Source organism: Parafannyhessea umbonata (genome assembly GCF_900111255.1).
Taxonomy (GTDB): domain Bacteria; phylum Actinomycetota; class Coriobacteriia; order Coriobacteriales; family Atopobiaceae; genus Olsenella_J; species Olsenella_J umbonata_A.
On the sequence record NZ_FOGP01000006.1, the window covers coordinates 1 to 25,012 of the forward strand.

26 protein-coding genes are annotated in these 25,012 nt (G+C 66.8%); 2 read left to right on the forward strand and 24 right to left on the reverse strand.

Translation table 11 applies throughout. From position 1 onward, the window contains the following. From BMY31_RS07450 to BMY31_RS07475, 6 genes are all read right to left on the reverse strand, one after another. Positions 1-304 (reverse strand): helix-turn-helix domain-containing protein (locus BMY31_RS07450; RefSeq protein WP_143802950.1); only part of this gene is annotated, 304 nt, incomplete at its 3' end. Between the two features lie 100 nt (positions 305-404). Continuing rightward, positions 405-1,454 (reverse strand): selenide, water dikinase SelD, encoded by a 1,050-nt coding sequence (gene selD / locus BMY31_RS07455; protein WP_078687069.1) that lies wholly within the window; start codon positions 1,452-1,454, stop codon positions 405-407. 64 nt (positions 1,455-1,518) lie between these two features. Beyond that, complete coding sequence (locus BMY31_RS07460) at positions 1,519-1,755, reverse strand: DUF3343 domain-containing protein (RefSeq protein ID WP_078687070.1); 237 nt, start codon at positions 1,753-1,755, stop codon at positions 1,519-1,521. Then, on the reverse strand, positions 1,745-2,953 hold the full coding sequence (locus BMY31_RS07465) for an aminotransferase class V-fold PLP-dependent enzyme (protein WP_091009477.1): 1,209 nt from the start codon (positions 2,951-2,953) through the stop codon (positions 1,745-1,747). Before BMY31_RS07465 ends, BMY31_RS07460 begins: the two co-directional genes overlap by 11 nt. A 43-nt stretch (positions 2,954-2,996) precedes the next feature. Then, complete coding sequence (yedF, locus tag BMY31_RS07470) at positions 2,997-3,611, reverse strand: sulfurtransferase-like selenium metabolism protein YedF (protein ID WP_078687072.1); 615 nt, start codon at positions 3,609-3,611, stop codon at positions 2,997-2,999. Between the two features lie 177 nt (positions 3,612-3,788). Further along, the gene (locus tag BMY31_RS07475; RefSeq protein WP_091009480.1) at positions 3,789-5,078 is read right to left on the reverse strand and encodes a double-cubane-cluster-containing anaerobic reductase; all 1,290 of its coding nucleotides are present in this window, start codon (positions 5,076-5,078) and stop codon (positions 3,789-3,791) included. 147 nt (positions 5,079-5,225) lie between these two features. On the opposite strand from BMY31_RS07475, the gene BMY31_RS07480 reads away from it, so the two are divergent. Then, a complete protein-coding gene (locus BMY31_RS07480; protein WP_257612396.1) occupies positions 5,226-6,005 on the forward strand; it encodes an acyl-CoA dehydratase activase in 780 nt (259 codons plus the stop codon). Between the two features lie 35 nt (positions 6,006-6,040). On the opposite strand, the gene BMY31_RS07485 is transcribed toward BMY31_RS07480, so the two are convergent. The 10 genes from BMY31_RS07485 to yqeB form a co-directional block, all read right to left on the reverse strand. Then, on the reverse strand, positions 6,041-6,610 hold the full coding sequence (locus tag BMY31_RS07485; protein WP_078687074.1) for a MogA/MoaB family molybdenum cofactor biosynthesis protein: 570 nt from the start codon (positions 6,608-6,610) through the stop codon (positions 6,041-6,043). Between the two features lie 34 nt (positions 6,611-6,644). After that, entirely contained in the window at positions 6,645-7,688 is a 1,044-nt protein-coding gene (locus tag BMY31_RS07490) for a molybdopterin-binding protein (RefSeq protein ID WP_091009482.1), read from the reverse strand. Positions 7,689-7,755: 67 nt separating this feature from the next. After that, the gene (locus BMY31_RS07495) at positions 7,756-8,220 is read right to left on the reverse strand and encodes an MOSC domain-containing protein (protein WP_078687076.1); all 465 of its coding nucleotides are present in this window, start codon (positions 8,218-8,220) and stop codon (positions 7,756-7,758) included. Between the two features lie 2 nt (positions 8,221-8,222). Beyond that, the gene (gene moaC, locus BMY31_RS07500) at positions 8,223-8,699 is read right to left on the reverse strand and encodes a cyclic pyranopterin monophosphate synthase MoaC (RefSeq protein WP_180363873.1); all 477 of its coding nucleotides are present in this window, start codon (positions 8,697-8,699) and stop codon (positions 8,223-8,225) included. A gap of 2 nt (positions 8,700-8,701) precedes the next feature. Then, positions 8,702-9,649 (reverse strand): GTP 3',8-cyclase MoaA, encoded by a 948-nt coding sequence (gene moaA, locus BMY31_RS07505; RefSeq protein ID WP_078687078.1) that lies wholly within the window; start codon positions 9,647-9,649, stop codon positions 8,702-8,704. After that, positions 9,646-10,776: a sulfate/molybdate ABC transporter ATP-binding protein gene (locus BMY31_RS07510; RefSeq protein WP_091009485.1), complete on the reverse strand. Its 1,131-nt coding sequence runs from the start codon at positions 10,774-10,776 to the stop codon at positions 9,646-9,648. Before BMY31_RS07510 ends, moaA begins: the two co-directional genes overlap by 4 nt. After that, positions 10,776-11,471, reverse strand: a complete 696-nt coding sequence (modB, locus tag BMY31_RS07515) for a molybdate ABC transporter permease subunit (RefSeq protein ID WP_091009488.1) — start codon at positions 11,469-11,471, stop codon at positions 10,776-10,778. Before modB ends, BMY31_RS07510 begins: the two co-directional genes overlap by 1 nt. Before the next feature lie 19 nt (positions 11,472-11,490). Beyond that, entirely contained in the window at positions 11,491-12,375 is an 885-nt protein-coding gene (gene modA / locus BMY31_RS07520; RefSeq protein WP_078687081.1) for a molybdate ABC transporter substrate-binding protein, read from the reverse strand. A 279-nt stretch (positions 12,376-12,654) separates the two neighbouring features. After that, positions 12,655-13,725 carry an XdhC family protein gene (locus BMY31_RS07525; RefSeq protein ID WP_091009491.1) on the reverse strand — a complete coding sequence of 357 codons (1,071 nt, stop codon included), beginning with the start codon at positions 13,723-13,725 and terminating at the stop codon, positions 12,655-12,657. A 57-nt stretch (positions 13,726-13,782) separates the two neighbouring features. Next, positions 13,783-14,628, reverse strand: coding sequence for a selenium-dependent molybdenum cofactor biosynthesis protein YqeB (gene yqeB / locus BMY31_RS07530; RefSeq protein ID WP_078687083.1), 846 nt, complete (start codon positions 14,626-14,628; stop codon positions 13,783-13,785). 360 nt (positions 14,629-14,988) lie between these two features. On the opposite strand from yqeB, the gene yqeC reads away from it, so the two are divergent. Continuing rightward, positions 14,989-15,702 carry a selenium cofactor biosynthesis protein YqeC gene (yqeC, locus tag BMY31_RS07535; protein WP_091009494.1) on the forward strand — a complete coding sequence of 238 codons (714 nt, stop codon included), beginning with the start codon at positions 14,989-14,991 and terminating at the stop codon, positions 15,700-15,702. A gap of 9 nt (positions 15,703-15,711) precedes the next feature. On the opposite strand, the gene BMY31_RS07540 is transcribed toward yqeC, so the two are convergent. From BMY31_RS07540 to BMY31_RS07575, 8 genes are all read right to left on the reverse strand, one after another. After that, a complete protein-coding gene (locus BMY31_RS07540) occupies positions 15,712-16,377 on the reverse strand; it encodes a hypothetical protein (RefSeq protein ID WP_091009497.1) in 666 nt (221 codons plus the stop codon). Positions 16,378-16,480: 103 nt separating this feature from the next. Beyond that, entirely contained in the window at positions 16,481-19,045 is a 2,565-nt protein-coding gene (xdh, locus tag BMY31_RS07545; protein ID WP_091009500.1) for a selenium-dependent xanthine dehydrogenase, read from the reverse strand. Positions 19,046-19,123: 78 nt separating this feature from the next. Beyond that, a complete protein-coding gene (locus BMY31_RS07550; RefSeq protein WP_091009502.1) occupies positions 19,124-19,942 on the reverse strand; it encodes an FAD binding domain-containing protein in 819 nt (272 codons plus the stop codon). Then, complete coding sequence (locus BMY31_RS07555; protein WP_078687088.1) at positions 19,936-20,409, reverse strand: (2Fe-2S)-binding protein; 474 nt, start codon at positions 20,407-20,409, stop codon at positions 19,936-19,938. The genes BMY31_RS07550 and BMY31_RS07555 overlap by 7 nt, the downstream gene beginning before the upstream one ends. Further along, complete coding sequence (locus tag BMY31_RS07560) at positions 20,410-22,536, reverse strand: xanthine dehydrogenase family protein molybdopterin-binding subunit (protein WP_090991431.1); 2,127 nt, start codon at positions 22,534-22,536, stop codon at positions 20,410-20,412. Positions 22,537-22,556: 20 nt separating this feature from the next. Further along, the gene (locus BMY31_RS07565; RefSeq protein ID WP_078687089.1) at positions 22,557-23,165 is read right to left on the reverse strand and encodes a nucleotidyltransferase family protein; all 609 of its coding nucleotides are present in this window, start codon (positions 23,163-23,165) and stop codon (positions 22,557-22,559) included. Between the two features lie 361 nt (positions 23,166-23,526). Further along, positions 23,527-24,480 carry an NTP transferase domain-containing protein gene (locus tag BMY31_RS07570; RefSeq protein WP_091009505.1) on the reverse strand — a complete coding sequence of 318 codons (954 nt, stop codon included), beginning with the start codon at positions 24,478-24,480 and terminating at the stop codon, positions 23,527-23,529. Positions 24,481-24,576: 96 nt separating this feature from the next. Then, entirely contained in the window at positions 24,577-24,957 is a 381-nt protein-coding gene (locus BMY31_RS07575; RefSeq protein WP_078687091.1) for a RidA family protein, read from the reverse strand. Positions 24,958-25,012 lie beyond the last annotated feature (55 nt).

Consider the following 25,012-nt stretch of genomic DNA (forward strand, 5'->3'; position numbering starts at 1 on the left):
TCCAGTCCTTCAACGGGGTCGTCGAGGCTATGCCGAACCTCTCCATGGCCTCGGGCTTCGTCATGCCCTCGTCGACGACGGCGCGCGCGGCGGCGACCTTGGTCTCATATGAGTAGACGGCGTATTTCTTTCCCATGTCTGTCAGCCCCTCGATGCCGACGGATCTGTACGTGTCGATCCATTTTCTCACGGCCTCGTAGGGAACACCGATCAGGCTGGAGATGGCTTTGACACCGTTCCCCGCGTCGTAGAGCTCGGCGGCTTTCGACCTCGTGGCGGCGTCGTACAAAGTTCTTCGGGTCATGAAAGAAGCCTCCCTTTTCTCATGTCCAAGAAAAGGGAGGCGGTTCAGTCTGGCAAGACGGGCCGACTCTTTCCAAAGCGTCTTCCAAGTCGCGACGCGCCTACGACAGCGTGATGCGCGGTCCGCCCAGGGGACGTACGACCTCGCCCACGACGTCCGCGAACGGAACGCGGCCGTCCGCTTGAAGGTCGGCCACCAGGGCATCGGCGTCGCCGGGCGCGACGGCAATCATGAGGCCGCCGGAGGTCTCTGGGCAAAAGAGCACGTCCTGCAACTCGCGCGAGACGCTTCCGACCGCGACCTCGGCCTCGGCAAAGTGACGGTTGCGGTACATGCCCGCAGGCAAGATGCCCAGCTGCGCCCATTCGAGGACGTGCGGCAGCAGCTCAACCGCACCCGTCTCGAGCATGATGGCGACATCTGCGCCCTGCGCCATCTCGAGGAGATGACCCAACATGCCGAAGCCCGTGACGTCGGTCGCGGCATGGACGTCGTGCTCGACCATGACGTCTCGGGCCCAGCGGTTGAGGGTCATCATGAGTCCCTCGGCACGGGTCACGTCCTCCCGATTCGCAAGGTCGCCCTTGGCGGCGGTCACCGTCTCGCCAATGCCCAGGGGCTTGGTGTAGACAAGCAGGTCCCCCGGACGAGCGCCGGAGTTGGTGAGCATGCGGGTGGGATTGACGAAACCCGTCACGGCAAGGCCGTACTTGGGCTCGGGATCGTAGATGGAATGGCCCCCGACGATGCTGGCACCCGCCTCGAAGACCTTCTCGTAGCCGCCGCGCAGGATCTCGTGGACCACCTCGGAGGGCATGTCCTCGGGCACGGCCATGACGTTGAGCGCCACCTTGGGCTCGCCGCCCATGGCGTACACGTCGGAAAGCGCGTTGGTCGCTGCGATGGCCCCGTAGGTGTATGGGTCGTCGGCGATGGGCGGGAAGAAGTCGACGGTCTGGACGAGCGCGAGGTCGTCGGTCACGCGGTAGACCGCCGCGTCGTCGCTGCGGTCGAAGCCCACCAGAAGGTTGGGGTCCTTGCGCACGTCGAGGTCGCTCAGGAGCGCGGCCAGCTGGCCCGCCCCCACCTTCGCGCCGCAGCCGGCGCACTCGGCCAGCTTGGTCAGCTTCACGTCGTCGTGGGCACCCATCGCGCTCACCCAAACCTTTCCGGGGCTACGTCCGCCCCCAACGTCAATCGCACCAAGGCGATGCTCAGAGTTCCAGATCGTACACGCCGGCGAACGAGAAGCGTCCAGGGGCGAGCTCCTCGAACGCCTCCCGCTCCTCGGGTGGCATGGACCACGCGAGCCCGCAGTCAGCGCGGATGGCGGTGGGCGTCGGGATAATCCTTCCGAGCACGCCGGCCTCCCTGCAGCAGCGCTCGCACTCGAGCGCCTCGTGCGTCGAATCGAACGCGGCGACCGCGCGGCGCCTCAGCCTACGCGCCATGGGCCTCGTCCCCCTCGTCGGACTCGTCCTCCGAAGCCAGCTCCCCCAGCGCGCGCAGTGCCAGGTCGACTTCGTCGGCCGTGGTGTGGTAGCCAAACGAGAAGCGAACGGCCCCCGTGTCCTGCGTCCCGAGTGCGCGGTGCATCCTGGGCGCGCAGTGGCCGCCGGCACGCACGGCAATGTCGTAGTCCTCGTCCAGCGCCGCAGCGAGCGAGGCGGAGTCCCATCCCTCGAGGTTGACGGAGACGACGGGCGCATGGTCACGCCCGCAGTCGGAGCCGTCCAGCAGGGCCAGGTCCGACGGGAAGCTGCCATAGACGCGCACGGCGGGAATCGAGCGACAGCCCCCGACGAACCGGCGCACGAGCGCGAGGTCGTGGGTGTGAATGTCATGGAGGCCCTCGGACCACACGAAGTCGGCCGCGGCGGAAAGCCCCGCGATCCCGTGACCGTTGAGCGTACCGGCCTCAAGGCGCTCCGGGAATGCCTCGGGCATGCCCTCCTCGAAGGACAGCACGCCCGTACCGCCAGACAGGAGCGGCTCCACGTCGGCGCCGGGCGCCACCAGCAGGCCACCGGTCCCCTGCGGCCCCATCAGGGCCTTGTGCCCCGTGAAGGCCAACAGGTCGATGCCCAGCTCGTCCATGCTGATGGGACGTGCCCCGGCGGTCTGCGACGCGTCGAGAAGGACGAGCGCGCCGGCGTCGTGGGCCGCCTCAACGAAGCGGCGGACGTCGGCCACGTTGCCCGTCAGGTTCGAGGCGTGGGTGCATGCCACCAGACGCGTTCCGGGCGTCACGAGCCTGTCCAAGGCGTCGTAGTCAAGCCGGCCGCAGGCGTCGGCGGGGACAAAGTCGACCCGTACGGATGAGCGCTCGGCAAGGTAGTGGAGCGGACGCAGGATGGAGTTGTGGTCCCAGTCCGTCGCCACCACATGGTCGCCCGCACGGACGACGCCCGCGATGGCCATGTTCAAGGCCATGGTGGCGTTCTGGGCGAAGACGACGCGCTCGGGATGCGAGAACCCCAGCACGCGCGCCACGCGCTCGCGGGCCAGCATGACCGTGCGCGCAGCGTCGAGCTCGCCGCGGGCGGCACCGCGCCCCGTGCTCCCCAGGGAGCGCAGGGCGGAGGTGACGGCGTCCACGACGCAGTCAGGATGCCAGTATGAGGTCGCCGCGCAGTTGAGGTACGTCATGCTCTTCTCACCTAGATACTCGCCTGAACTTGGATGGCCAAGCCTAGAGGACGCTCACGCCGGGATTGCTCGAGAGGATCTGCGCGATGGCGTAGAGGTTGGTGACGCCACCGACCGCGAGCTTCTCGCGCAGGCCGTAGAAGTCGAGGCAGGTGCCGCAGGTCAGGATTTCGGTGCCGCGGGCCTCGAGTTCCTTGATGTCCTCGAGCGACTCGGAGCCCTCGCAGGTGAGCGACGCGCCGCCGTTGTAGAAGAGCATCGTCTTGGGCACGCTCTCCTGGTGGGCCAGGGCGTAGATGAGCCCCTTCATGAGGATGTGGCCCAGCTCGGCATCGCCGCGGCCCATGGCGTCGGAGTCGACCGCGATGACGGCCGCGGTGGTCGCGGGAAGCTCGCAGTAGGCGGACGCCTCCTCCTCGGCTGAAGCGGTGGAGGCGGTGGCGTTCTCGCCGGGGGTGAACGTAAGGACGGACTCGTCGCCACTCTTCTGGACCTCGAGGTCGATGCCCTTGCCCTGCGCGAGGCGGGTGAGGTTGCCCAGCGCGACGGAGTCGTTGACGGTGACCTTGAGGGACTCGCCGGCGGGTAGCTTGGCCAGGGCCTCGAGGGTCATGACGACGGGCTTGGGGCAGGTAACGTTGCGTGCGTCGATCTCCATTGGTGATGCCTTTCCCTTGTGCGAGGCGCCGCCGCCGGGTGGGTGCCCAGGCGACGGACGCCAGCAGGTCGTTTCTCTGCATTCGATTGTATATCTTGCCAAACTTTCTGTTTGGCGTATGGCCCAACGGCTCCCGCCGCAAGCTCGGCCGCAGCGGGATCGTGCGCGAGCCCCGTGCTACAGCATCTCGAGGAAGGCCTCGATGCGGGTCTTGAGCTGGCCCTCGTCGTCGGCGGAATAGCCCGTCGATATGTGCATGTAGGGAATTCCCGCGTCGCGCGCCGCGAGCTCCATCCCCGTCGCCTCCATGTCGTACAGCGTACAGAACTGCAGAGAGCAGTCGATGATGCCGTCGGCGTTAAGCTCGCGGGCCATCCTCAGGACGTCCTCCTTGCGGCCGTCGTTGGGGGTGAAGATGGCGCACTGGATGTTGAGGTAGCGGTCGGCGATGTCGTTGAGCATGTCATCAATGGTCGCGCCGTCCTCGGGAACGAGGTCCTTGTAGTAGCGGCTGCCGGTGCAGCACTCCTCGCCGACCACGACGGCGCCGCTCTTCTCGATGATGTTGAAGAGCTTCCAGTTGGGCACCGCCATCGGCGTGCCGGTGTAGAGGATGCGCTTGGCACCCTTGGGGGCCACGCCCTCCCCCGCCTCGACGCGGGCCTCGCACTCCTGGGCCATGTCGTTGATGGCGCCGGTCAGGCGCACGGAGTCGTCCATGAACGCCGCCTGTATGGTGAGTAGACAGTCAAGGCCGCTGATGGGAACGGGGTCGGCGGCACGGGTCTGGTCTAGGCGCTTGAGGGCGAGGCGCTTCTGGTTGGCGAGCTTGATGGCCGCACGCAGGGACTCCTCGGTGATCTTCTGGCCGGTGAGCTCCTCGATGCGCCCCGCCAGGCGCTTGACCTCGTTGCGCCACTGCTGGCGCGTGTCCTCGTTGCGGACGTGGGGAACGTCCATCACGAAGGTGTCCTTGAGCTTGCCGAACTCCTCGTAGGCCTTCTTCTTGCCGTCGCAGGTGTTCTCGCCCACGACGAGGTCGGCGGTCTCGATGTAGGGGCAGACGCTCGCGAGCTTGAAGCCCATGAAGCCCTTGATCAGCGGGCAGGTGTTGCGCGGAACGAGCTTCTCGGCCTCCTCGGGCGCCCACTCGGCGCCGGCACAGAGCCCGACCTCGACCGCGCCCGCGGCGCTGATGATCTCTTCGGGAACGTAGAGGCAAAACGAGCCCACGACCTTCCTGGGATCGCCGGCCTCGCGGCCCTCCACGAGCTCGCGAATGCGGCCCGAGTGGATGTTGCTCGCCACGAAGTCGAGGTACGAGGTCGACTTGGGGCGGTTTCCCTGCGTGAGGAACATGTCCCCATACATCTGCCCGACGGCCGCAAGGAGGCCGTCGTGCGCCTCGACGTCCATGCCGAGGCTCCCCCACATCTCGCGATAGTCGTACTCTTCCTGACCTGCCATCATGGCTCCTCTCCGTTGCGTCATGACGTTCTGCATTATTCTTGCGAAAATATAACGATTAGCTGCATTGATACAGCAATGCAGAAACTATACTAATTCGTTGTAAGTGTAACTAACTATTAATTAGGTAACCGGAGGCAACGCCCTATGAGCGGTACGCAGACAGGCGAGAAGGACGCAGGCATCGGGGCCGTAGGAATCGACGTGGGCTCAACCGCCACCAAAGCCGCGGTGGTGCAGTGGGGAGAAGTGACCCACACCCTGGTCGTGCCGACGGGCTTCTCGGGCGTGGACGCGGCATGGCGCGTGCGCAAGGAGCTCGCCGCGCAAGGCGTGCCCGTAGACGAGCTCCCCGTGGTGGCGACGGGATACGGCCGCGTCTCGGTGCCCTTCGCGGGCAAGACCCTGACCGAGATCACCTGCCATGGCCGCGGGGCCGCATGGCTGTTCGCTCCCGACGGCACCGTGATCGACATCGGCGGCCAGGACACCAAGGTCATCGAGCTGAGGGCAGGGCGCGTGTGCGACTTCGCCATGAACGACAAGTGCTCCGCGGGGACGGGCAAGTTCCTCGAGGTCATGGCAACGCGCATGGGCGTCGCCATGGACGAGCTGTTCGAGCTCGCTGCCCAAGGCGAGGGCGCCCAGATATCGAGCGTCTGCACGGTCTTCGCGGAGTCAGAGGTGATCTCGATGATCGGCCGCGGCGAGCCGAGGCAGAACATCGCCCACGGCGTGGTCGAGTCCGTCGTGGCGCGCGTGGTGTCGCTCGCCGGCAAACGCGCGGGCGGAAGCTGCTTCCTGACGGGCGGCCTCTGTGGCGAGCCCTACCTGGTCGAGCGTCTCTCGCAGCGCCTGGGCACACAGGTCGCCACCTGCAAGCAGGCGCGATTCGCCGGGGCCATCGGCGCGGCCCTGCTCGCCTAGCGGGGCGGCAGGGCCGAGGCCCGGCAGCAGCCTCGCTAGGCTCTGCCGCAGTCGGCGGGGCCGTCCCTCAGGATGCGCAGCCCGTGCGCGACGGGGCCCACGACGGCCGAGAGGTTCTCGAGCGCCGCCTTGGGGCTCCCCGGCAGGTTGATGATGAGCGTGGAGCCACAGATACCGCAGGCCTCGCGCGAGAGGCAGCCCAGCGGCGTGATCTCCATCGAGGCGGCGCGCATGGCCTCGGGGATGCCCGGCACCATGCGCTCGCAGACGGCCATGGTCGCCTCGGGAGTGACGTCGCGGGGCGAGAAGCCCGTGCCCCCCGTGGTCAGGACCAGGGCACAGTCGCGGCCGACGGCCTCCTGGAGCGCCCACTCAATCTGGTCGCGCTCGTCGGGCACGACGCTCAGGCGCCGGACCTCGTAGCCCTGGCCCTCGAGGTACTCCACGAGTGCAGGACCGCTCGCGTCCTCGCGCTCGCCGCTCGAGCAGCGGTCGCTCACGGTGATGACCTCGGCCACCCTCACGGGCGCGTCGTGGGCATCCGATGCGTGATGCGCGTGGTGGGCGTGGATCGCGCCCTTCTCGACGATCTTGTCCTTATCCATGGAATCGCCCTCCAACTCGTTGCCTCCCGATGCGCTACTTCCCGAAGGGGCAGACCGGATAGGTGCAGGTGGGGCAGCCCAGGCACATGCCGCCCTCTCCCAGGACCTGGAAGTCGCGCTTGGTCAGCTCGACGCCCGCGACGATGCGGGGCAGGACCAGGTCGAGCACGGTCGCCTTGTTGTACATCGCGCAGCCGGGGACGCCCAGCACGGGAACCTGCTTGCCGTCGCGCCCGTCCAGGTAGCCCAGGAGCATCATGGCACCGGGCAGCACCGGGGCGCCGTAGGTGACGATGCGGGCGCCGGCGCGCTTGATGGAGCCGGGCGTGTTGTCGTCAGGGTCGACGCTCATGCCGCCCGTGCAGAGCACGAGGTCGACGTCGCGCTCGACGGCGTCGTGGATGGCCGCAACTATGTCGTCCATCTCGTCGCCGGGCTTCGCCTTGACCACGGTCTCAACTCCGAAGCTCTCGAGCTTGGCCCGCATGACGGGAGTGAAGCGGTCATCGATCAGGCCCTGCTTGACCTCGGAGCCCGTCGCGATGATCGCGGCGGTCTTGAGGACGTAGGGCTTGACGCACATGAGGGGCTCGTCGGCCGCGGCTGCCTCGGCGGCCTTGAGGACCTCCTCCTTCACCACCAGCGGGATGACGCGGGTTCCGGCAAGCTTGTCGCCCCTCCTCACGCCGAAGTTGCCCTTTCTGGTGGCGACCATGACCTCGTCGAAGGAGTTGACGGCGATCAGGCGCTCGCTGTCGAGCATGAAGACGCCGTCGCAGGCGGCCTCGATCATGATCTTTCCCTCGCTGGGCTCGCCGGCAACGGCGGTGCCCTCGCCCAGGCAGAGCGCGGCAAGGCGATGGGCGGCCTCATCCTCGTGCAGCATGCCGGGGGTCATCTCCCACACGTAGAGATTGACCTTGCCCATGCCCAGAAGCACCGGCACGTCCTCCTGGGTCACCACGTGGCCCTTCCTGAAGCGCGGGCCCTTGTAGCGCTTCTCGCCCTCGGGAATGATCTGCGTCATGTCGTGGCAGAGCACGTGGCCCACTGCGTCGACGGTCTTGATTAGCTTCATCTCAACTCCAATGGCTTGGGCGCGACCGCGCCCGGTTGTCGCTTGGCTCAGCCCCTCCGCGGAAGGGCTATGCCTCCTGCTGCGGGACGACCCTCACGACATCGCCCGCACGCACCTCTCCGTCGCGGACGACCACGCAGAAGATGCCCTCGGTGGGCATGACGCACATGCCCGTGATACGTCTGATCTCGCAGTCGTTGTGGCAGGTCTTGCCAATCTGCGTGACGACTAGGCGTGCGCTTCCCGCGTCGAGTGTGGTGCCGACGGGAAGCCCCTTGAGGTCCATACCCCTGACCAGGATGTTCTCGGCAAAGTCGCCCGCGTTGAGCTCGAGCCCGCGCTCGCGCATAGTGTCCACGGCCTCGTCGGGCAGAAGGCTCACCTGGCGGTGCCACCTGCCGGCATGCGCATCGCCCTCGATGCCCAAGCCCACGCGCAGGCGAAGCGCCTCGACCGGCTTCTTGCGGGTGCCCTTCTTGGTGCTGACGCAGGTGGCGACGACGCTCCCCTGCCCTGTGACGTCCTTCTCCATCGCTACCTCTCCTCGTCTCTCACGAAGTGCCCGCTCTTGCCGCCGTCCTTCTCGGCGAGGCAGACCCTCTGGATCACCATGTCGCGCTGGACGGCCTTGGCCATGTCGTAGATCGTCAGGCACGCGACCGAACAGGCCGTGAGCGCCTCCATCTCGACGCCCGTCTCGCCCTTGCAGCGGCAGGTCGACTCGACCGCTATGCCGTCGTCCTCCCAGGCGAAGCGGATGTCCACACCCGTCAGCTGGATGGGATGGCACATGGGAACGAGCTCCCAGGTGCGCTTGGCCGCCATGATGCCAGCCACCTGGGCGACGGCGAGCACGTCGCCCTTCTTGATGCCGCCCGTGCGGATGAGCCCGAGCGTCTGGGACGTCATGCACACCTTGCCCGTCGCGCGCGCCATGCGCTGCGTCTGGTCCTTGGCCGAGACGTCCACCATACGTGCACGCCCCTGCTCGTTGAAGTGGGTGAGCTCCATGCTCATCCTCCTATCCTGCTCATGCCGCGGGCCGAGTCGCTCGCGTGCGTCTGGTCAATGTTGGAGCGCCGGGGCTTGTGCATGATCGCCTGGCGCAGCGCCTGCTCGAGCGCCTCGCCGTGCAGCCCGCGCAGGGGGATCTCCTCCGCGGAGTGCAGGCAGGGCTTGAGCCTTCCCTCGGCCGAGAGGCGGATGCGGTCGCAGCCGGCGCAGAACTTGTGCGACACCGGGCGGATGAGCCCGACCGTCCCCTTCCAGCCCGGCACGCGGTAGAGCTCCGCGACGCCCTGGGTGCCCGCGGGCACGGCGCCCGGCAGCTGCAGGAGCACCTCATCGGCCGGCACGAAGCGCGAGCGGGGCCAGGCCGCGCACTCCCCCATGCGCATGAGCTCGATGAACCTCACGCTCATGGGGCGGTCCTTGGCGAGCGACGCCAGCGGGAGAATGCCCGCGTCGTTCACGCCGCCCATCAGCACGCAGTCGACCTTCGTATCGGCAAATCCCGCGCGCTCGAGCGCGGCGAGCCCGGCAAGCGCGTCCTCAAGCCTCCCAACGCGCGTGATCTTGCGGTAGAGCACGGGATCCAGGGTGTCGAGGCTCACGTTGACGCGCGTGAGACCCGCCTCCCTGAGGGGCGCGGCCAGAGGCGCCAGCAGCGTCCCGTTGGTGGTCATGTCCACCTCTTCGATGCCCGGGACGGCCGCGATCATGCGAACGAGCTCGACGACGTCCTGCCGCACCAGGGGCTCGCCGCCGGTAAGGCGCACCTTGCGCACGCCCAGCCGCGCAGAGGCGGCCACGACCTCAGTGAGCTCCTCGAAGCTCATGAGGTCATCATGGTCGAGCATGGGCACGCCGCAGCCGGGCATGCAGTAGACGCAGCGGCAGTTGCACCTGTCCGTCACCGAGACGCGCAGGTACCGGATGTTCCTTCCGTATCCGTCAATCATGGTGCCGGAACCTCCTTCATCGCTTCGGCCCGAGCGTCGTCCGTCAGGGGCATCACGTCGGCGGGGGCCACGGCGAGGCAGACGCGACCGTCCGCCCCAAGCCCCTCCCTGACCGAGCGCCACTCCCCCTTCTGCAGCTCCCAGCGAAGGCTTCCGCCCCCGGGAGTCCTCACCATGACAATCGTCGAGAACGTGCTCTCGATCACGCGCTCGACGGCGCCGGCGATGAGATTCTTCTCGCCCGCCCGCCCCGCAGTCAAGGAGGACGTGGCCACGCCCTCGGGACAGTGCCTCAGGTAGTGGGCCCTGATGCCCGCGTGCGTGGCATTCCGCACGGGAAGCGTCGTGCGCAGGGTCACGCCCCAGTCCTCGCAGCGCAGAAGCCCCTCGCCGCGGGGAGCCGCGCGCGAGACGTTTTTGCAGCCCGAGATGAGCGCCGCGGCGAGCGTCCGGGGAGCCTCAAAGAGCTCGCGGATGCCGATGCGCGGCTCCCCGCGGCCGTCCGAGATGACGCAGACCGTGTCGCAGAGGCGGTAGACCTCGTCACGGTTGTGCGAGACGAGCACGACCTCGCCGCCGAACGCCCCCAGCGTGTCCGCGAGCTCCATCTCGAGCTGCCAGCGCAGGTAGCCGTCGAGGGCCGAGAACGGCTCGTCGAGCAAGATGACGTCCGGCCGGCTGACCAGGATGCGGGCCATGGCGCAGCGCTGTTGCTGACCGCCGGAGAGCTCGGCAGGGCGATGTCCCTCGAGCCCCTCGAGGCGCATGCGGCGGATTGCGTCGCGCGCCGCGGCCTCACGCTGGTCGCGCGGAAGCGCGTGGGCCGCGGCGAGGACGTTCTTCCAGACGGACATGTTTGGGAACAACGCGTAGTTCTGAAACAGGTAGCCCACGTGGCGCTCCTGCGGCGGAAGGTCGACGCGCGCGCTCGAGTCGAACAGGACGCGGCCGTCCAGCACGATGCGTCCGCTGTCGGGGCGCTCGACCCCCGCGATGCACTTGAGGGTCATCGACTTGCCGCAGCCCGAGGGTCCCAGCAGGGCCAACACGCCCGCGTCCTGGGTGTCGAAGGAGACCTCGAGGGCGAAGTCGCCCAGGCGCTTGCGAATGTCTACGCTCAGCGACATCAGCCCACGCTCCTTCGACGAACGCGCGGGGCGGCGCCCTCGCGCTGGCGTGCCTCGAACATATTCATCGCGATCAGGACCACGGCCGAGATCGCAAGGTTGACCAGCACCCACTGTAGGGCGAGCGCATCATCACCCGTGCGCCACAGCTGGTAGACCGTCGTGGAGACCGTGGCTGTGCTGCCAGGCGTGTAGCCGGCGATCATCGAGGTGGCTCCGTACTCGCCCAGCGCGCGAGCGAAGGCCAGGACCGAGCCGGCCACGATGCCCTGGCGGCAGCACGGCAGCTTGACGCGCCAGAACACCCAGGCGTCGGACCTGCCCAGGGTGCGAGCGGCGTCCGCCAGGGTCTGGTCGAACGACTCGAAGGCCCCGCGCGCGGTGCGGTACATCAGCGGGAAGCTGACCACGACCGTCGCGAAGACCGCCGCGTACCACACCATTGTGAGCTTGATGGAGAAGGTCTCCATGAACCACAGACCCAAGGGGCGTCGTGGGCCCAGCATCAAGAGGAGCAGGTAGCCCACGACCGTGGGCGGCAGCACCAGCGGCAGGGTGAGGACGACGTCGAGGACGGCCCTCACCCCGCGCGGCGCGCGTGCCACGTGGTTGGCGAGCCAGATGCCCGCAAGGAACACGACAACCGTCGAGACGGCCGCTATGCGAAGCGAGTTGAGGAGCGGATACCAATCCATGGGAGGCGTGACCTCAGCGCTATGCGTTGGCAAGCGGGGTGAAGCCGACCTCCTCGAAGCACGAACTCGCATCGGAGGTCTTGAGGAACTCGAGGAAGCTCTTGGCGAGCTCGGGCTGCTTGGAGCCCTTGAGCACGGCCACCGGGTAGACCACGCGGCCGCACATCTCCTCAGTTGCCTCGTCGACCATGTCGAGCTTCGCGGAGGTGGCGTCGGTCTTGTAGATGACGCCGCAGTCGACGGCGGCCTCGCTCACCTGCGTGGTGACCTCCTTCACGTTCGTGCCGTAGGTGATGCAGCCGGCACTTGCGAGTTCAGCCTCGTCGAGCTTGTAGTACGCGAGGATCTTCTGGGTGTACTGGCCCACGGGAACGTCGGAGTTGCCCATGCCCAGCAGGAGCTCATGGGAGCCGAGCATCTTGGCCATGTTGTCGAAGTTCTGGACGCCCTTGGGGTTGGCGTTCGGGACGCAGAGCGTGACCTTGTTCTCGAGGATGTCGAAGCGCGTGTCATGGTCGACGAAGTCGAGGCCCTCGTCGTTGTCCTTGGTCGCCTTCGCGTCCAGCTGGTTCATCTGGAGCTGTCCGGCCGAGATGAAGACGTCGCAGTCCGCGCCCTCCTGAATCTGGGTCTTGAGGGTGCCCGAGGAATCGAAGTTGAACGTGACGTCGACGTTCGCATTCTGCTGCTTGAAGATGTCGGCCGCCTTGGTGAGCGACTCGGTCATCGAGGCTGCGGCGAAGACGGTGAGCGTACCGCCCTCCTGGGACTTCGCGGAGCCCTCGTCCTCGACCTTCTGGTCGCCCTTGGTGCCGCCGCAGGCCATGAGGCCCAGCGAGCTTGCCGCCACTCCCATCGCGCCCACGAACGTGCGTCTGGTGCAGGAACTCTTCTGCTCTGACATGACCCGTCTCCTTTGCGATTGTGATGCCTATGGTGTTGGGCTTAGTCCCCTGGCTGGAGCCAGCTCGAACAACCGTCCCTACGTGCCTGGGGAAGCGGCCATCGCCCTATGCGAAGCCCCCTGTCGGGTCGAGTCATCGGGGGCGTTGCGTAATGCAGAATATAACGTGCTCTGACAATTTTTTTGGCAGACTAACAAATTTGCGTGCCAGAGTTCGGCAAACGGTAAAAACTTGGTAACGAAGTCGCGGCCTCGTATTGGAACGATATGACCACGCGGCTAGCAGGCGGCGTGCGAGGCCTGGTGCGGCCTGACGGGACGCAGCTCGGCGCGGGCGCGAATCATCTCAGCCGCAATGGAGATGGCAATCTCGGGAGGCGTGACGGCCAGGATGTCATCACCAATGGGAAGGTGGACCGAGTCGAGCCACTCCTTCGACACGCCGCGCTCGGCAAGCGTCTTGCGGGCGAGCCCCGCCTTCCGCCGGCTGCCGATGCAGCCGACGTAGGCAGGCCGGATGGGAGCAAGCTGCTCGAGGACGTCGATGTCCCAGGCGTGGCCGTGCGTGGTCACGACCGCGTAGTCGCGCGAGTGGATATCGACGTAGTCCGCGATGCGCCTGAGGTCGGCGTGTATGACCTTCTCGGCATGCGGGAAGTCCTTCGGAACCGCGACGCCGGCGCGGTCGTCCAGGATGACGACGCGAAAGCCCACGCTCGCGAGCACGGGCGTGAGTGCGCGGCCCACGTGGCCGCCGCCGAAGACGTAGCAGACGGGATCTGCCCCGACCGGCTCGGCAAAGCGATGGCCCGCCTCGTCCCAGGCGACGTCCTCGCCCAGCAGGGACCCGAAGTCATCGGCGGCACCGTCCGCCGGGCACGAATCGCCCGCAAGCATGACCTCGGGCGTACCCACGACGGGTCCGGACGTGACGTCGCCGACAGGCCAACGCTCGAGCAGCCATGCGGTGCCCTCGCTGCCCAGGACGTCCGCCAGACGGCGCAGGAGCCCTTCTCGTCCGGCGTCCCAGCAAGAGATTCCCACCAGGGCGTCGCCACCGCAGGCCATGTCCGTCTTGGCGTGCGTCATCCACTCGAGGGAATCGGGCTCCTCCCCGGCCAGCACGCGGCGGCAGCGCTCCTGCGCCATGAGCTCGATCTGCCCGCCGCCAACGGTGCCCAGCCAGCTGCCGTCCTCGATCAGCGCCATGCGGGCGCTCGCGCCGCGCGGCATCGAGCCGTGCGTCGCCAGGATGGTTGCCAGGGCAAAGCGACGGCCCGCCTCGAGCTCGCCCAGAAGGCGGGTGACGAAGGCACGGTCGCGCATGGTCTCGTGGGAGTCGGTAAGCATGTGAATCCTCTCTATTGGTGTCGCGGCCGCCATCGGCACGCCACGGTTCGTCGCAGGCTAGCGGGAACGTGCGACGTCGGCATCGCCCTCGAGGCGCCGCGAGAAGCGCAGGATGGCCTCGAGCACGCCGCCGCCGATGGAGTGGGCCTTGTCCGAGACGGTGAAGCAGTGGCCCACCTTGCCGCGCGGGTCGATGTCGCCGGACTTCATGTTCTTCGTAACGTGGCAGCCCCTCTGCAAGAGGCCGCGCAGCACGCCGTCGATGGTCGCGTAGAGCGGCTCTCCGGCGACCGTGGCGACAAGGTCGCCCTTCTTGACCACGTCGCCGATCTTTGCGACGGGCTCGAACAGGCCGTCGGCGGGCGCGCGCAGCACGCGCTCGGTCGAGAAGCCGCCAATGTTGCCGGGGACTCCGGTGTTGGGGATGGCCGAGCCGTCCAGAATCACGCGACCCAGGTAATGGCCGCGCTTGGTCTCGACAACCGCGTCGCAGTCGGCGCTGGAGCTCGTCCCCGCATGGAAGCCCGGGCCCACGCCGATGACGATGGGTGCCATGTCCTTGGTGGTGCCCAGGTTGACCTTGGCGAGAATGGCGTCGACCACGACCTCGGGACGGAGCCGTGAAATGCAGGAACCCTCGGGGTCGACAAGCACGGCGATGTCCTTCTTGCCATTTGCATCCCCACGAGCCACGCGAAGGGCCTCGTCCGCGCCGCGGCAGAGCACGCCCCGGACGCCCTCGACCGTGGCCTCGCCCAGGCGCACGGCCTCGCTGAAGCACACGGTGCGCCTGACGGAGGTGGGCTCCGCGACGTCGGTCATGACGATGTCGGCCCCGGCACTGTGGAGGCGCACGGCGATGCCAGAGGCCAGATCGCCCGCGCCACGAATCACGATCAGCATGTGATGTCCTTCTCCCCCAACAGACAGGTGCCGCCACGTCGCGCAGACGCGGTGGCGGCCTTGGAAACGGCTATGTGATCACATTCTAGGCAAGGACCATCGTTAAGGGGACGACATCTCAAGCGCTGCGATCGTTCCGCAGGAGTCGGCCAGTACGTTTTTCCCACCGGCAGCCAGTCGGACGCGGCATGGCACCCCGACCCTCGCCACCGGCTGCCTGTCACCGATAACAGTCCGCGGATTCGGTGCGCCATTGTATAACTATTCCAGCTCCCAAAGGGGGTCTCGCGCGCGGACAGCCCGCAGGGCTCGGCCAGCGGGGACTGCCCGGAGACACATCGACGGAGGAGGGTCGGCGACATGCAGATTTGCGATGCGCTCGGGGTCGGACGCGGCATCACCTCGGTCATCGGAGCGGGCGGCAAGTCGACGCTGCTCCAGGTGCTTGTGCAAGAGCTCTCCGGAAGCCGCGTCCTCACCACGACGACCCGCATGCTCCCCATCGCGGGCATCGAGCTCCTGCTCGACCCCAGCGAGGAGGCGCTCCGGCACGCGTTGGCCGCACGGGGCGCCGTCTGCGTGGGCTCTCCCACCAGCGAGGCATTCGGGGGCGTCACCAAGCTCGCCGCCCCCGGCCTCCCCCTCCAGACGATCGCAGGACTGGCCGACCACGTCTTGGTGGAGGCGGACGGGTCAAGACGCCTCCCCCTCAAGGCGCACGCGGACCACGAGCCCGTCGTTCCCGACGGAAGCCAAAGGACGATCCTGATCCTGGGGGCCTCGGGACTCGGAAGGCCGGCGGGTGAGGTCGTGCACCGCGCGGGACCGTTCTGCGCGCTCGCCCACTGTGGCGAGAAGGACATGGCCACTCCGCAGCGAGTCGCCCGCGCCCTGGCGGCGGAGCGCGCGGTCGGAAGGGCACGGGCCGACGTCATCGTCGTCAACCAAGTGGACGACGCGCACGGCGAGCGCGCCACGCTGGCCCGCGAGCTTGCCGCGGAGCTGCGCGCGCTCGGGGACCAGACGCCCCTGTACGCCGGGTCGATTCTGCACAGACGACTGGAGCGCCTCTAGCGCAGCCGCCTACGAGACGAAGAAGTGCGCATAGAGCGAGGTGTCGTTGAGCGAGGCGACCATGCGCACCGCCTTGAGCAGCTCGGGGTCGCCCGCGGCGAGCGGCTCTAGGACCCCCTCGAGGCAGAAGGCGTGCAGCATGCAGGGCAGGTCCGAGCGAAGCTTCTTGACCAGGCTGAAGGCGTCACGCACCTGCGCGCAGAGGTCATCCGCGGGGTCAAGCGGCAGGAACATGCCGCGCACGGCGAGATTTCGCGACTGGCGCACCAGGCGTGCAAGGCCCTCGCCATCCGTTCCGTCGAAGCCCTCGGCGCCCTCGGGCGAGAAGCCCGTGCGAACGCGCAGGGCGACGTTCTCCAGATGGCCCCGCGCAAGGCGCGGCCCCGCGAGCTCGTCGATCCTTTCGAGGTCGCCAGCATCGCATGCCAGGTAGCGGCAGCGACCGAACGCCGCCTCGAGCTCCTTTTGCGGTGCACGGGCCAAGAGGAACACGTCGCGGTGGTCGACCTCTCCATGGCAGCCGTCGACTGCCGCAAGGCGCCCCGCAAGGACGCCGCTCTCGCTGCGCGCCAGAAGGCCGCTCGGGAGCGCCTCGTCGGACGCAACGAGGGGCCGGGCGCCCGTCTGCTGCCGCGCGAGCCACGCGGCAGCCTCGGCATAGCGGTCAGCTCTCACGCTATCCTCCATTGTTCCGGCGGGCCCCGCGACGTCACCGCGGGCCCCGCGCTCGTTCGTTCTTCCGATCCGCCGGACACCGGGCAGGCCGGGGCTGATGGCGCTAGTTCTTGCGATACGGCGTGTGGGCTATCGGCAGGCTCTGGCGGAACTCGCCGTCAAGGCGATAGTACGCGCCCGCGCAGGCCGGTGCCGTGGGAATCATGCACAGCTCGCCGCAGCCCTTGGCGCCCAGCGAGAACGGCAGCCTGTCCTTCTTGTCCGGCTTGCACAGGATGACCTCGAGCTCCGGCGCGTCAGTCGCGCGAATGAAGCCGATGGTGCCGAACTTGCTCTTCGGCAGGCCGTCCACGCACTCGAACTTCTCGGTCACGCCGTAGCCGATGCCCATGACCATGCCGCCCTCGATCTGCCCCTCGACGGACTGGACGTTGACGGGCGTGCCGACATCGAAGGCCGAGACCGCCTTCTTGATGCGGCGCGTCTCCTCGTCGAGGATGATCAGCTGGGTTCCATAGGAGTAGCTCACGTGGCTGATGGGGTTGTCCTTGATTGCGCCCAGGGGGTCGGTCTTCGCGGAGTACTCGCCGAAGAACTCCTGTCCCTCGAGGTCGGCCACGGTCTTCCCGCCCTCGAGCGCGCACTTGAGCTTCTCGCCCACGCGACGCGCGGCCTCGCCGGTGACGACGGTCTGACGCGAGGCGGTCGAGGTGCCCGAGTCGGGCGTGCGGATGGTGTCGGGGTCCTCGTAGACGAACAGTGCCGGGTCGAGGTGCGTGACGTGGCAGATCTCGGTCAGCACCATCTGGCCGATGCCCTGCCCCATGCATGCCGCGGAGGTGCGGATGTGGATCTTGCCCTGCTCGACGCTGAGCAGCACGCGGCCGATGTCCATCTTGCCCATGCCCGTGCCTGAGTTCTTGAAGCCGCAGGCGATGCCGACGCAGGGGTTCGCGTAGTACTCGTCGCGCACGGCGTCGAGCGTCGCCTCGAAGTTGGTGTCGGGCTCTGCGATCTGGCCGTTGGGCAGGCGGTCGCCCGGCTTGATGCAGTTGCGGCGGCGGATCTCCCACGGGTCGATGCCCACCATCTCGGCGAGGAGGTTGATGTTCATCTCGGTCGCGAAGCAGCTCTGCGCCGCCCCGAAGCCGCGGAAGGCTCCGGACACCACGTTGTTGGTGTAGACCGACATACCAAAGATGTCGAGATTCTGGTAGTTGTAGGGGCCGGCCGCATGGGTGCAGGCGCGCTCGAGGACGGGGCCGCCCAGAGACGCATAGGCGCCCGTATCGGCAATGATGACGCCCTTCATGGCGGTGAGCTTGCCGTTCTCGTCACACGCGGTGGTGAACTCCATCTCCATGGGATGGCGCTTGACGTGGTAGTCGAGCGACTCCTGGCGCGTGTACTTCACCTTGACCGGGCGCTTGAGCACCCAGGCCATGAGCGCTGCGTAGGGCTGGACCGACATGTCCTCCTTACCGCCGAAGCCGCCACCGACCAGCGGCTGGTGGCAGTGGACCTTCTTGGGGTCGAGCTGCAGCATCTTGGCGCACTCGCGACGCACGTCGTAGATGGACTGGCAGGTCGAATAGATAAGAAGCCCGTCGCCCTCGGGCATGGCAAGGCAGCTCTCCGGTTCCATGAAGCCGTGCTCCTGCCATCCCGTCTTGTACTTGCGCGTGACGACGTACTTGGAGTTGCGGATGGCCTCGTCGGCATTGCCGCGCTTGAGGCTCGCGCGGCTCATCACGTTGCCGTCCTCGTGGATCATCGGGGCGTCGCCGCGGAGTGCGTCAAAGGGGTTGGTGACGGCGGGAAGCTCGGTGTAGTCAACCTCGACCAGCTTGACGAGCTCATCGAGGGCGTCCTTGTTCTCGGACGCGACGACGGCGATGACGTTGCCGACGTACTTGGTGACGTCGCCCTCGCCCATCATGACGTCCCAGTCCTGCTTGATGTGGCCGATGACGTTGCAGGGAACGTCCTTCTTGGTCAGCACGCGTAGGCAGTCAGGGTGCGCCTCGGCGCGGCTCACGTCGACCCTCTCGATACGTGCGCGCGGGTACTTCGAGAAAACGCACTTTGCAAAGACCATGCCCTCGGGACGCAGGTCGTCGACGAACTTGCCGGTGCCGTTGACCTTGCTCACGGCGTCGATGCGCTTGGCGTGCTGGTCCATCTCGAGCGTCTTGGGCGCGGGCGGAATCTCCTTGTGCTCGCGGAAGAACTCGGCCGCCATGAGGATGGCGTTCTCGATCTTGGCATAGCCGGTGCAGCGGCAGAGGTTGCCGCGGATGGCCTTCTTGACGTCCTCGCGCGTCGGGTTGAGGTCGACGTCGAGCAGGCTCTTGGCCGAGATGATCATGCCGGGGATGCAGAAGCCACACTGGACGGCGCCCGCCTCGGCAAAGCAGTGCTCGTAGACGCGCATCTCGTCGGCGGGTATGCCCTCGACGGTAACGACGTGCTTGCCCTCGAGCCTGCTGAGCCTCGCGGTGCAGGCCTTGGTCTTCTTGCCGTCCACCAGCACCGTGCACGTGCCGCAGACGCCCTCGCTGCAGCCGTCCTTTGCCGCCGTCAGGCCCAGGTCCTCGCGCAGGAAGCTCAGCAGTTGCTTGTCCTCCTCGCAGCTGTATTCCTTACCGTTAACGAACAACGTGTGCATGAGTTAACTCCTTCGGGATGAAGAGGGACGCCCCTTCCGGAGCGTCCCCGAAGTACGCTTGCTCAGGGGTGCTCCGGCCTAGATGCCCTTGCTGGCCAGGAAGTCGCCCAGAAGGTTCAGGCAGACGTCCTTGCGATACTCGGCGCTGACGCGGCCGCGGGTGAGCTGCATGCGCTCGGCATAGGACGCGATGACCTTCTCACTTGCACCCCTTGCCTCCTCGACGGTCCTGCCCACAAGCTGCGCCTCGAGGTCGGGATAGCGCAGAACCGTCCCAGAGACCGCACCGAATGCGCAGGTGAAGCGCGTGATGACGCCATCCTCGACGCTCAGCAGACCACCAAAGGAGACACGAGAGATCGCCAGGGCCTGGCGCCCGCCCACCTTGTGGTAGTAGTAGTCGTCGATGCCCAGCTTGGGCAGCAGGACCTCGAGGATGAGCTCGTCAGGGGCGAGGTCGAGCTCCTTGCGGCCCTTGTAGAACCGTTCGACGGGTATGACGCGCTCGCCACGCACGCTGGCCACGCAAATCTTGGCGCCCGTCGCGTACTCGACCAGGACGGAGTCGGCCTTGGCCGAGCCGTTGCCCAGGTTCCCGCCGAAGGTTCCAGCGTTGCGGATGGCCGGAGCCGCGATGCGCGAGACGGCCTCCTTCATGAACTGGGGAACCAGCGGGCTCGCGAGCGCCTCCGTGAAGGTGACGGCAGCACCGATGCGCACGTACTCGTCATCCTCGCTGATGTTGCGAAGCTCGGGAAGCTTGCCAACGAACAGGTAGGTCTGGTTGGGCTTGTCCTGCACCATGAGGTCGGTACCACCAGCGTAGGGGACGACGTCGTGCTTGCTGAGCAGGTCGAGTGCCTCGTCCAGGTTCTGGGGATAGAATCCGTTTACCATAGTCCGTTGCCCTCCTTTGCAGCGGCCAGCACTGCGTTGACGATGGCGTTATAGCCCGTGCAGCGGCACAGGTTGCCCGACATGCCCTCGCGAACCTCGTCCTCGGTGGGATGCGGGTTCTGCGCGAGAACCGATTCGGCCGCCATGACCATGCCCGGGGTGCAGAAGCCGCACTGGACGGCCGAGAACTGTGCGAACACCTTGTCGAGCACCTTGTAGCGCTCGGTTGTGCGAAAGCCCTCGAGCGTGACGATGTCGCTGCCCTGGGTCGCGCCCATGGCGACGCAGCAGGAGTTGATCAGCTTGCCGTCCATGAGGACGGAGCACGCGCCACACTCGCCCTCCTTGCAGCCGCACTTGACGGATTTGCAGTCAAACGTGTCGCGGAGCACGTCCAGCAGACGGTCCGTGGCAGAGCCGCCGTACGAGACGGGCCTGCCGTTCAGGGTGAAAGAAATATCGCTCATTTACGCATCCTCCTCAGCAAGAGCCTTGATGGTGTCCTCGGCGGTGAACGGCGCGTGCTCGAGGCTCACCTTGCCGCCCAGAGCCTGCTCGATCGCCTCGACGTAGGCGCCCGGCGCTCCGACCAGGGGCACCTCGCCGGCGCCCTTGGCGCCGTAGGGCCCATCGGGGAACTCGCGGACGTGCAGCTGCACGTTGAGGTTCGGCACGTCGACGGTGGTCGGGATCAGGTAGTCCGAGAACGTGTTGTTGCGGATGCGGCCCTTGTCGTCGTAGTTCATGTGCTCGATCGACGCATAGCCGATGCCCTGCAGGAAGCCGCCCTCCATCTGGCCCATGACGATGTTGTAGTCAATCGGGGTTCCGACGTCGAAGGAAGCGTAGGCGCCCAGAATCTTGGCCTGGCCGGTGAGTGTGTCGACCTCGACCTCGATGGCCTGCGCGCCCCATGCGTAGTCCGGGTAGGCATCGCCCTGGAACTTGTCGAGGTAGAACGGAATCATGAAGTCGGGCTCCTTGAAGCGCTCCTCAACGATCTGGTCCTTCCCGTCCTCCCACTCGTTGCGCAGCTTGATGGCGGCGCGGCGCAGGAGCTCGCCGACGACCATGAGGGACCTGGACGCGACGGTCGGGCCGGAGTCGGGCACGCGGGAGGTGTCCGGGTGGTCGTAGAAGACCTTCTCGAGGGGAAGGTTGAGCTCGTGCGCGACGATCTTGGGGAAGGTGGTGCGCAGGCCCTGGCCGATCTCACCGTTGGAGGCGAGGACCTCGACCGTGCCGTCCTTGTACTTGTGCAGGCGCGCGACGGCCTTGATCATGTCGCGCTCGCCCGAGCCGGTGAAACCAGCACCGTGGAAGTGCCACGAGAAGCCGATGCCGCGACGGAAACGCCCGGTCTGGGGCTTGCTGTACTCCTTGTGCTTGCGCAGCAGGTCGCTTGCCTGGTCGACCTCGGCGAGCATCTCGGGCAGGGGCACGTCGAAGTGGTACAGGCCAGACGTCGAGGTGGCGTCGCCCTTCTTGACGAGGTTCTGGCGCTTGAACTCGATGCTGTCCACGCCGAGGTCGCGGGCGATGTGGTCCATCAGCATCTCGACCGCGAAGTAGGTCTGCGGCGCGCCGAAGCCGCGGTAGGCGCCGGTCGGCGTCGTGTTGGTCTTGAGCGCGCGGCCGTGCACGTGGAGGTTGGGGACGTTGTAGACGCCGTTTGCGCAGATGATGCCGCGCTGCAGGACGACGGCAGACAGCGTCGTGTAGGCGCCGCCGTTGAACTTGACGTCGATGTCCATGGCCGTGACCTTGCCGTCCTTTACGGCCGCCTTGTAGTGGCACAGCGACGGGTGGCGCTTGGAGGTGAACTCGAGATCCTCGCGACGGCTGAAGACTACGCGGACGGGCTTCTGGCACTTGTGGGCTGCAACGGCCACCTGGCATGCCAGGATGGAGGGGAAGGCCTCCTTGCCGCCGAAGCCACCGCCGGTGACATCCTGGTGGATGTGGACGTCGGCAGGCCCACAGTTCAGGACGCGCATGACGGCACCGTGCACGTAGTAGGCGCACTGCATGGAGCCGTGCACGAACATGCGGCCGCCCTCCTCGGGAACGGCCATCATGCCCTGCGTCTCCAAGTAGGCCTGCTCCTGGTAGCCGGTCTGGAACTCCTCGTCGTAGACCTTGTCGGCCCCGGCGAATGCGGCGTCGAGGTCGCCCTTGCCGTACTCGTAGTTGAAGAAGACCTCGTCAGCCTTCCTCAGATCCAGCATCGGCTCGAGCTCCTCGTAGTCGACCTCGATGCGGTCGACGATGTCCTGGCAGACGCCCTCGTCAGGGCCGCAGACCATGCCGATGGGCTCGCCGACGTACTCGACCGTCTCGCGCGCGAAGACCGGCGTGTCGTCCATGACGATGTTGACGTTGTTGTCGCCCGGCACGTCCGTACGGTCGACGTACGTGTAGCCCTCGGGAAGCTCGGGCAGCCTCACGCCCAGCACCTTGGCGCGGGCGTACTTCGAGCGAAGAAGCTTTCCGAACAGGCAGCCGTGCATGTCGACGTCGCCGACGTACACGGAGCGCCCCGACATCTTGGGCTCGTGGTCCTTCTTCGTGACCGAACGTGAAATGTTATGCAACTCAGGTCCCTCCTTCGTTCCTATTGGTAGAGCCGTACGCAGTCCCTGTATTGCTCAAAGGTGTCCAGATCGCACCAACAGCCCCGGTCGTCGACGGGCACCGTAACGACCGCGTCCTCGTGCAGACGCCAGAACCCGCGCAGTCCATCCGGACCCGCGTAGTCCCTGATGGCCGCCACGAAGCGCGCGTCGATCAGGGGCGGATGCTTGCGGTAGCCCCCAAGCGTCGGAAAGACGATCGCGGGGCGGTCCCAGGGCATCGCGCAGCGCAGCAAGAAGAACGTCTGTCTGTCCACGACGGGCATGTCGCCCGGCAGCAGAAAGAAAGCCTCGCAGTCGGGCAGGCTCGCGAGCCCCAGCTTGATGGAGTGGAGCATGTCCGTCGTGGCGAATTCGCGGTTGTAGACCAGACGCAGCTCGGAGTCGGAGTAGCGCCTCCTCAGAAGCCTCTCGACCTCCGCACCGCGAAAGCCAAGCACCACGACGACGTCGGACGCGCCGCCCTCCAGCAGAGAGTCAACCGTGTTCTCGATCACGGTCCTCCCGCGCAGCGGCATGAGCGGCTTGTAGCTCCCCATGCGCGACGAGAGGCCCGCGGCAAGCACGAGGCCACTGATGCGTCCCCTCATGATTCCCTCCCCTCGCAGCTGATCCGGAGCGCCTCGCAAGGGCACGCCAGAGCGGCGGAGGTAGTCCCCACACGCACGGGACCACAGCGCACCACATTGGCATACGCCCGGCGTATTAGCGTTATTTGAACTAATGGATAACGCCTAATTCAATTTTGCTAACCATTTGTTTTGCTCTCAAATACTTTGTGAGAAGTACATGCCGAGCGGCGTGCGAGGGCGCCTGGACGCCGAGATAGACACGCCGCCCGTGAGCGCGGCATAAAAACCGCCCCGCAAGATGCGGGGCGGCGTTGAGATCCGTTGCTCGTTAGTGCCTGCAGCTCGTCGCCGTCTGCGACCGCGAGTCGCGCGTCCGTCGCTATTGGCCGGACGGCCCTTCAGGGGCACGCGCAAAGACGGCGTCGCCGAACAGCTCGTCGAAGCGCCGCTGCGCGAAGCCGTGGATCTCCTCCTCGTACCTTTGAAACGCATAGGCAAGGCCCAGGCCCTGCTCGGTGAGGGTCGTCTTTCCGCCGCGGCTGCCGCCGTGGCGGCGTACGACAACGTCGAAGCCGACCTCGTCCTCGAGCTTGTTCACCATGTCCCAGGCCTTCTGGGGCGAAAGCCCGCAGCGCAGGCAGGCCTGGCGGACGGAGTGAAGGTCCTCGATCAGGAAGAGCAGGAGCTTGAGGCGCGAGTTCATGAAGGGCGTCTCCTTGCCGACGCTCACCTGCACGGAGGGAGCAAGCAGCGACGCGTTATGCGTGCGCAGCTGGGCCTGCAGCTGCTCCTCGTCGTGCACGCTCAACAGCACGCCGGCGTCATCCACCGGCACCCTGACGCGGTCGAGGCCCGAGGCGCCGATGGCACCCCTAAGCCCTTCTCCCCCGTTGTAGGCGAGGATCTTGGAAATGGACTGCGAGCTCACGACGATGGGGTGGCCGCCACGACCCTCGAAGGTCGGAACGGCCACCTCCGCGTTGGCGTCCAGCAGCGTGCGCAGCGCCTGCGCCGAGAACAACGGCGCGTTGACCGGCGTGAAGACCACCTGCTCGCACTTGTCCCGCAGATACCCCAGGCCAAGGCGCACCGACGAGAAGAGCTCGGGACGCTCGCACTCCTCGTTGCGCAGGAAGATGACGCCCAGCGAGGCTACCTGATGGATGACCTCGAGCTCCTCGGCACCCGTCACGATCACGATGGGAAAGACGCCGGCTTGCTGCAGCGTCAGGATGATGCGGCGGACGTTGGTGATGGACCCGAGCTTGAACAGGGGCTCCGCGTCCCGCTTGCTCGCTGCGGCAATTACCGCGCCGACCTTTCCAAAACGCATGGACCCGCTCCTCCCTGGCCTGGCGACGAGGCAGCCAGACGCCCATAATTCACAGGTCTCCAATACAAGCACGCGGAAGCCGGCACGGCAAGGCCCCTAGCGGCGAGCGACGGCCTTGATCTCGACCTTGGCGCCCTTGGGGAGCGCGACGACCTGGAAGGCGGCGCGGGCGGGGTAGGGCTCCTCGAAGAACTCGGCGTAGACCTCGTTCATCGGGCCGAACTCGTTGATGTCGGTCAGAAGGACGGTGGTCTCGACGACGTCGGCCATGGAGGAGCCGGCAGCCTCGAGGATGTTCTTGACGTTGGTGAGGCTCTGGCGCGTCTGGCTCTTGATGTCGTCGCCGGCAAACTCGCCGGTCGTGGGATCGACGGGCAGCTGGCCCGAGACGTTGATGGAGCCTGCGGACTCGACCGCCGCAGAGTAAGGTCCGACCGCTGCGGGTGCCTTGTCGGTGACGATTGCCTTCTTGCTCATGCTCGAACTCCTTCTTCTCTCTTCGGCCGCACGGGCGGCCACGTTGTGGATGGGC

Coding starts and splice junctions, on each gene's coding strand:
- selD (WP_078687069.1), bottom strand. CDS start 1,454: ATGGGTGCCCACGACGACGTGAAGCTGACCAAGCTGGCCGAGTGCGCC.
- BMY31_RS07570 (WP_091009505.1), bottom strand. CDS start 24,480: ATGCGTTTTGGAAAGGTCGGCGCGGTAATTGCCGCAGCGAGCAAGCGG.
- BMY31_RS07575 (WP_078687091.1), bottom strand. CDS start 24,957: ATGAGCAAGAAGGCAATCGTCACCGACAAGGCACCCGCAGCGGTCGGA.
- BMY31_RS07550 (WP_091009502.1), bottom strand. CDS start 19,942: ATGGTAAACGGATTCTATCCCCAGAACCTGGACGAGGCACTCGACCTG.
- BMY31_RS07525 (WP_091009491.1), bottom strand. CDS start 13,725: ATGCTTACCGACTCCCACGAGACCATGCGCGACCGTGCCTTCGTCACC.
- modA (WP_078687081.1), bottom strand. CDS start 12,375: ATGTCAGAGCAGAAGAGTTCCTGCACCAGACGCACGTTCGTGGGCGCG.
- BMY31_RS07485 (WP_078687074.1), bottom strand. CDS start 6,610: ATGGATAAGGACAAGATCGTCGAGAAGGGCGCGATCCACGCCCACCAC.
- BMY31_RS07460 (WP_078687070.1), bottom strand. CDS start 1,755: ATGGCGCGTAGGCTGAGGCGCCGCGCGGTCGCCGCGTTCGATTCGACG.
- BMY31_RS07475 (WP_091009480.1), bottom strand. CDS start 5,078: ATGGCAGGTCAGGAAGAGTACGACTATCGCGAGATGTGGGGGAGCCTC.
- xdh (WP_091009500.1), bottom strand. CDS start 19,045: ATGCACACGTTGTTCGTTAACGGTAAGGAATACAGCTGCGAGGAGGAC.
- yqeC (WP_091009494.1), top strand. CDS start 14,989: ATGCAGATTTGCGATGCGCTCGGGGTCGGACGCGGCATCACCTCGGTC.
- yqeB (WP_078687083.1), bottom strand. CDS start 14,628: ATGCTGATCGTGATTCGTGGCGCGGGCGATCTGGCCTCTGGCATCGCC.
- BMY31_RS07565 (WP_078687089.1), bottom strand. CDS start 23,165: ATGAGGGGACGCATCAGTGGCCTCGTGCTTGCCGCGGGCCTCTCGTCG.
- BMY31_RS07495 (WP_078687076.1), bottom strand. CDS start 8,220: ATGGAGAAGGACGTCACAGGGCAGGGGAGCGTCGTCGCCACCTGCGTC.
- modB (WP_091009488.1), bottom strand. CDS start 11,471: ATGGATTGGTATCCGCTCCTCAACTCGCTTCGCATAGCGGCCGTCTCG.
- BMY31_RS07510 (WP_091009485.1), bottom strand. CDS start 10,776: ATGTCGCTGAGCGTAGACATTCGCAAGCGCCTGGGCGACTTCGCCCTC.
- BMY31_RS07465 (WP_091009477.1), bottom strand. CDS start 2,953: ATGACGTACCTCAACTGCGCGGCGACCTCATACTGGCATCCTGACTGC.
- BMY31_RS07490 (WP_091009482.1), bottom strand. CDS start 7,688: ATGAAGCTAATCAAGACCGTCGACGCAGTGGGCCACGTGCTCTGCCAC.
- moaC (WP_180363873.1), bottom strand. CDS start 8,699: ATGGAGCTCACCCACTTCAACGAGCAGGGGCGTGCACGTATGGTGGAC.
- BMY31_RS07555 (WP_078687088.1), bottom strand. CDS start 20,409: ATGAGCGATATTTCTTTCACCCTGAACGGCAGGCCCGTCTCGTACGGC.
- yedF (WP_078687072.1), bottom strand. CDS start 3,611: ATGGAGATCGACGCACGCAACGTTACCTGCCCCAAGCCCGTCGTCATG.
- BMY31_RS07480 (WP_257612396.1), top strand. CDS start 5,226: ATGAGCGGTACGCAGACAGGCGAGAAGGACGCAGGCATCGGGGCCGTA.
- moaA (WP_078687078.1), bottom strand. CDS start 9,649: ATGATTGACGGATACGGAAGGAACATCCGGTACCTGCGCGTCTCGGTG.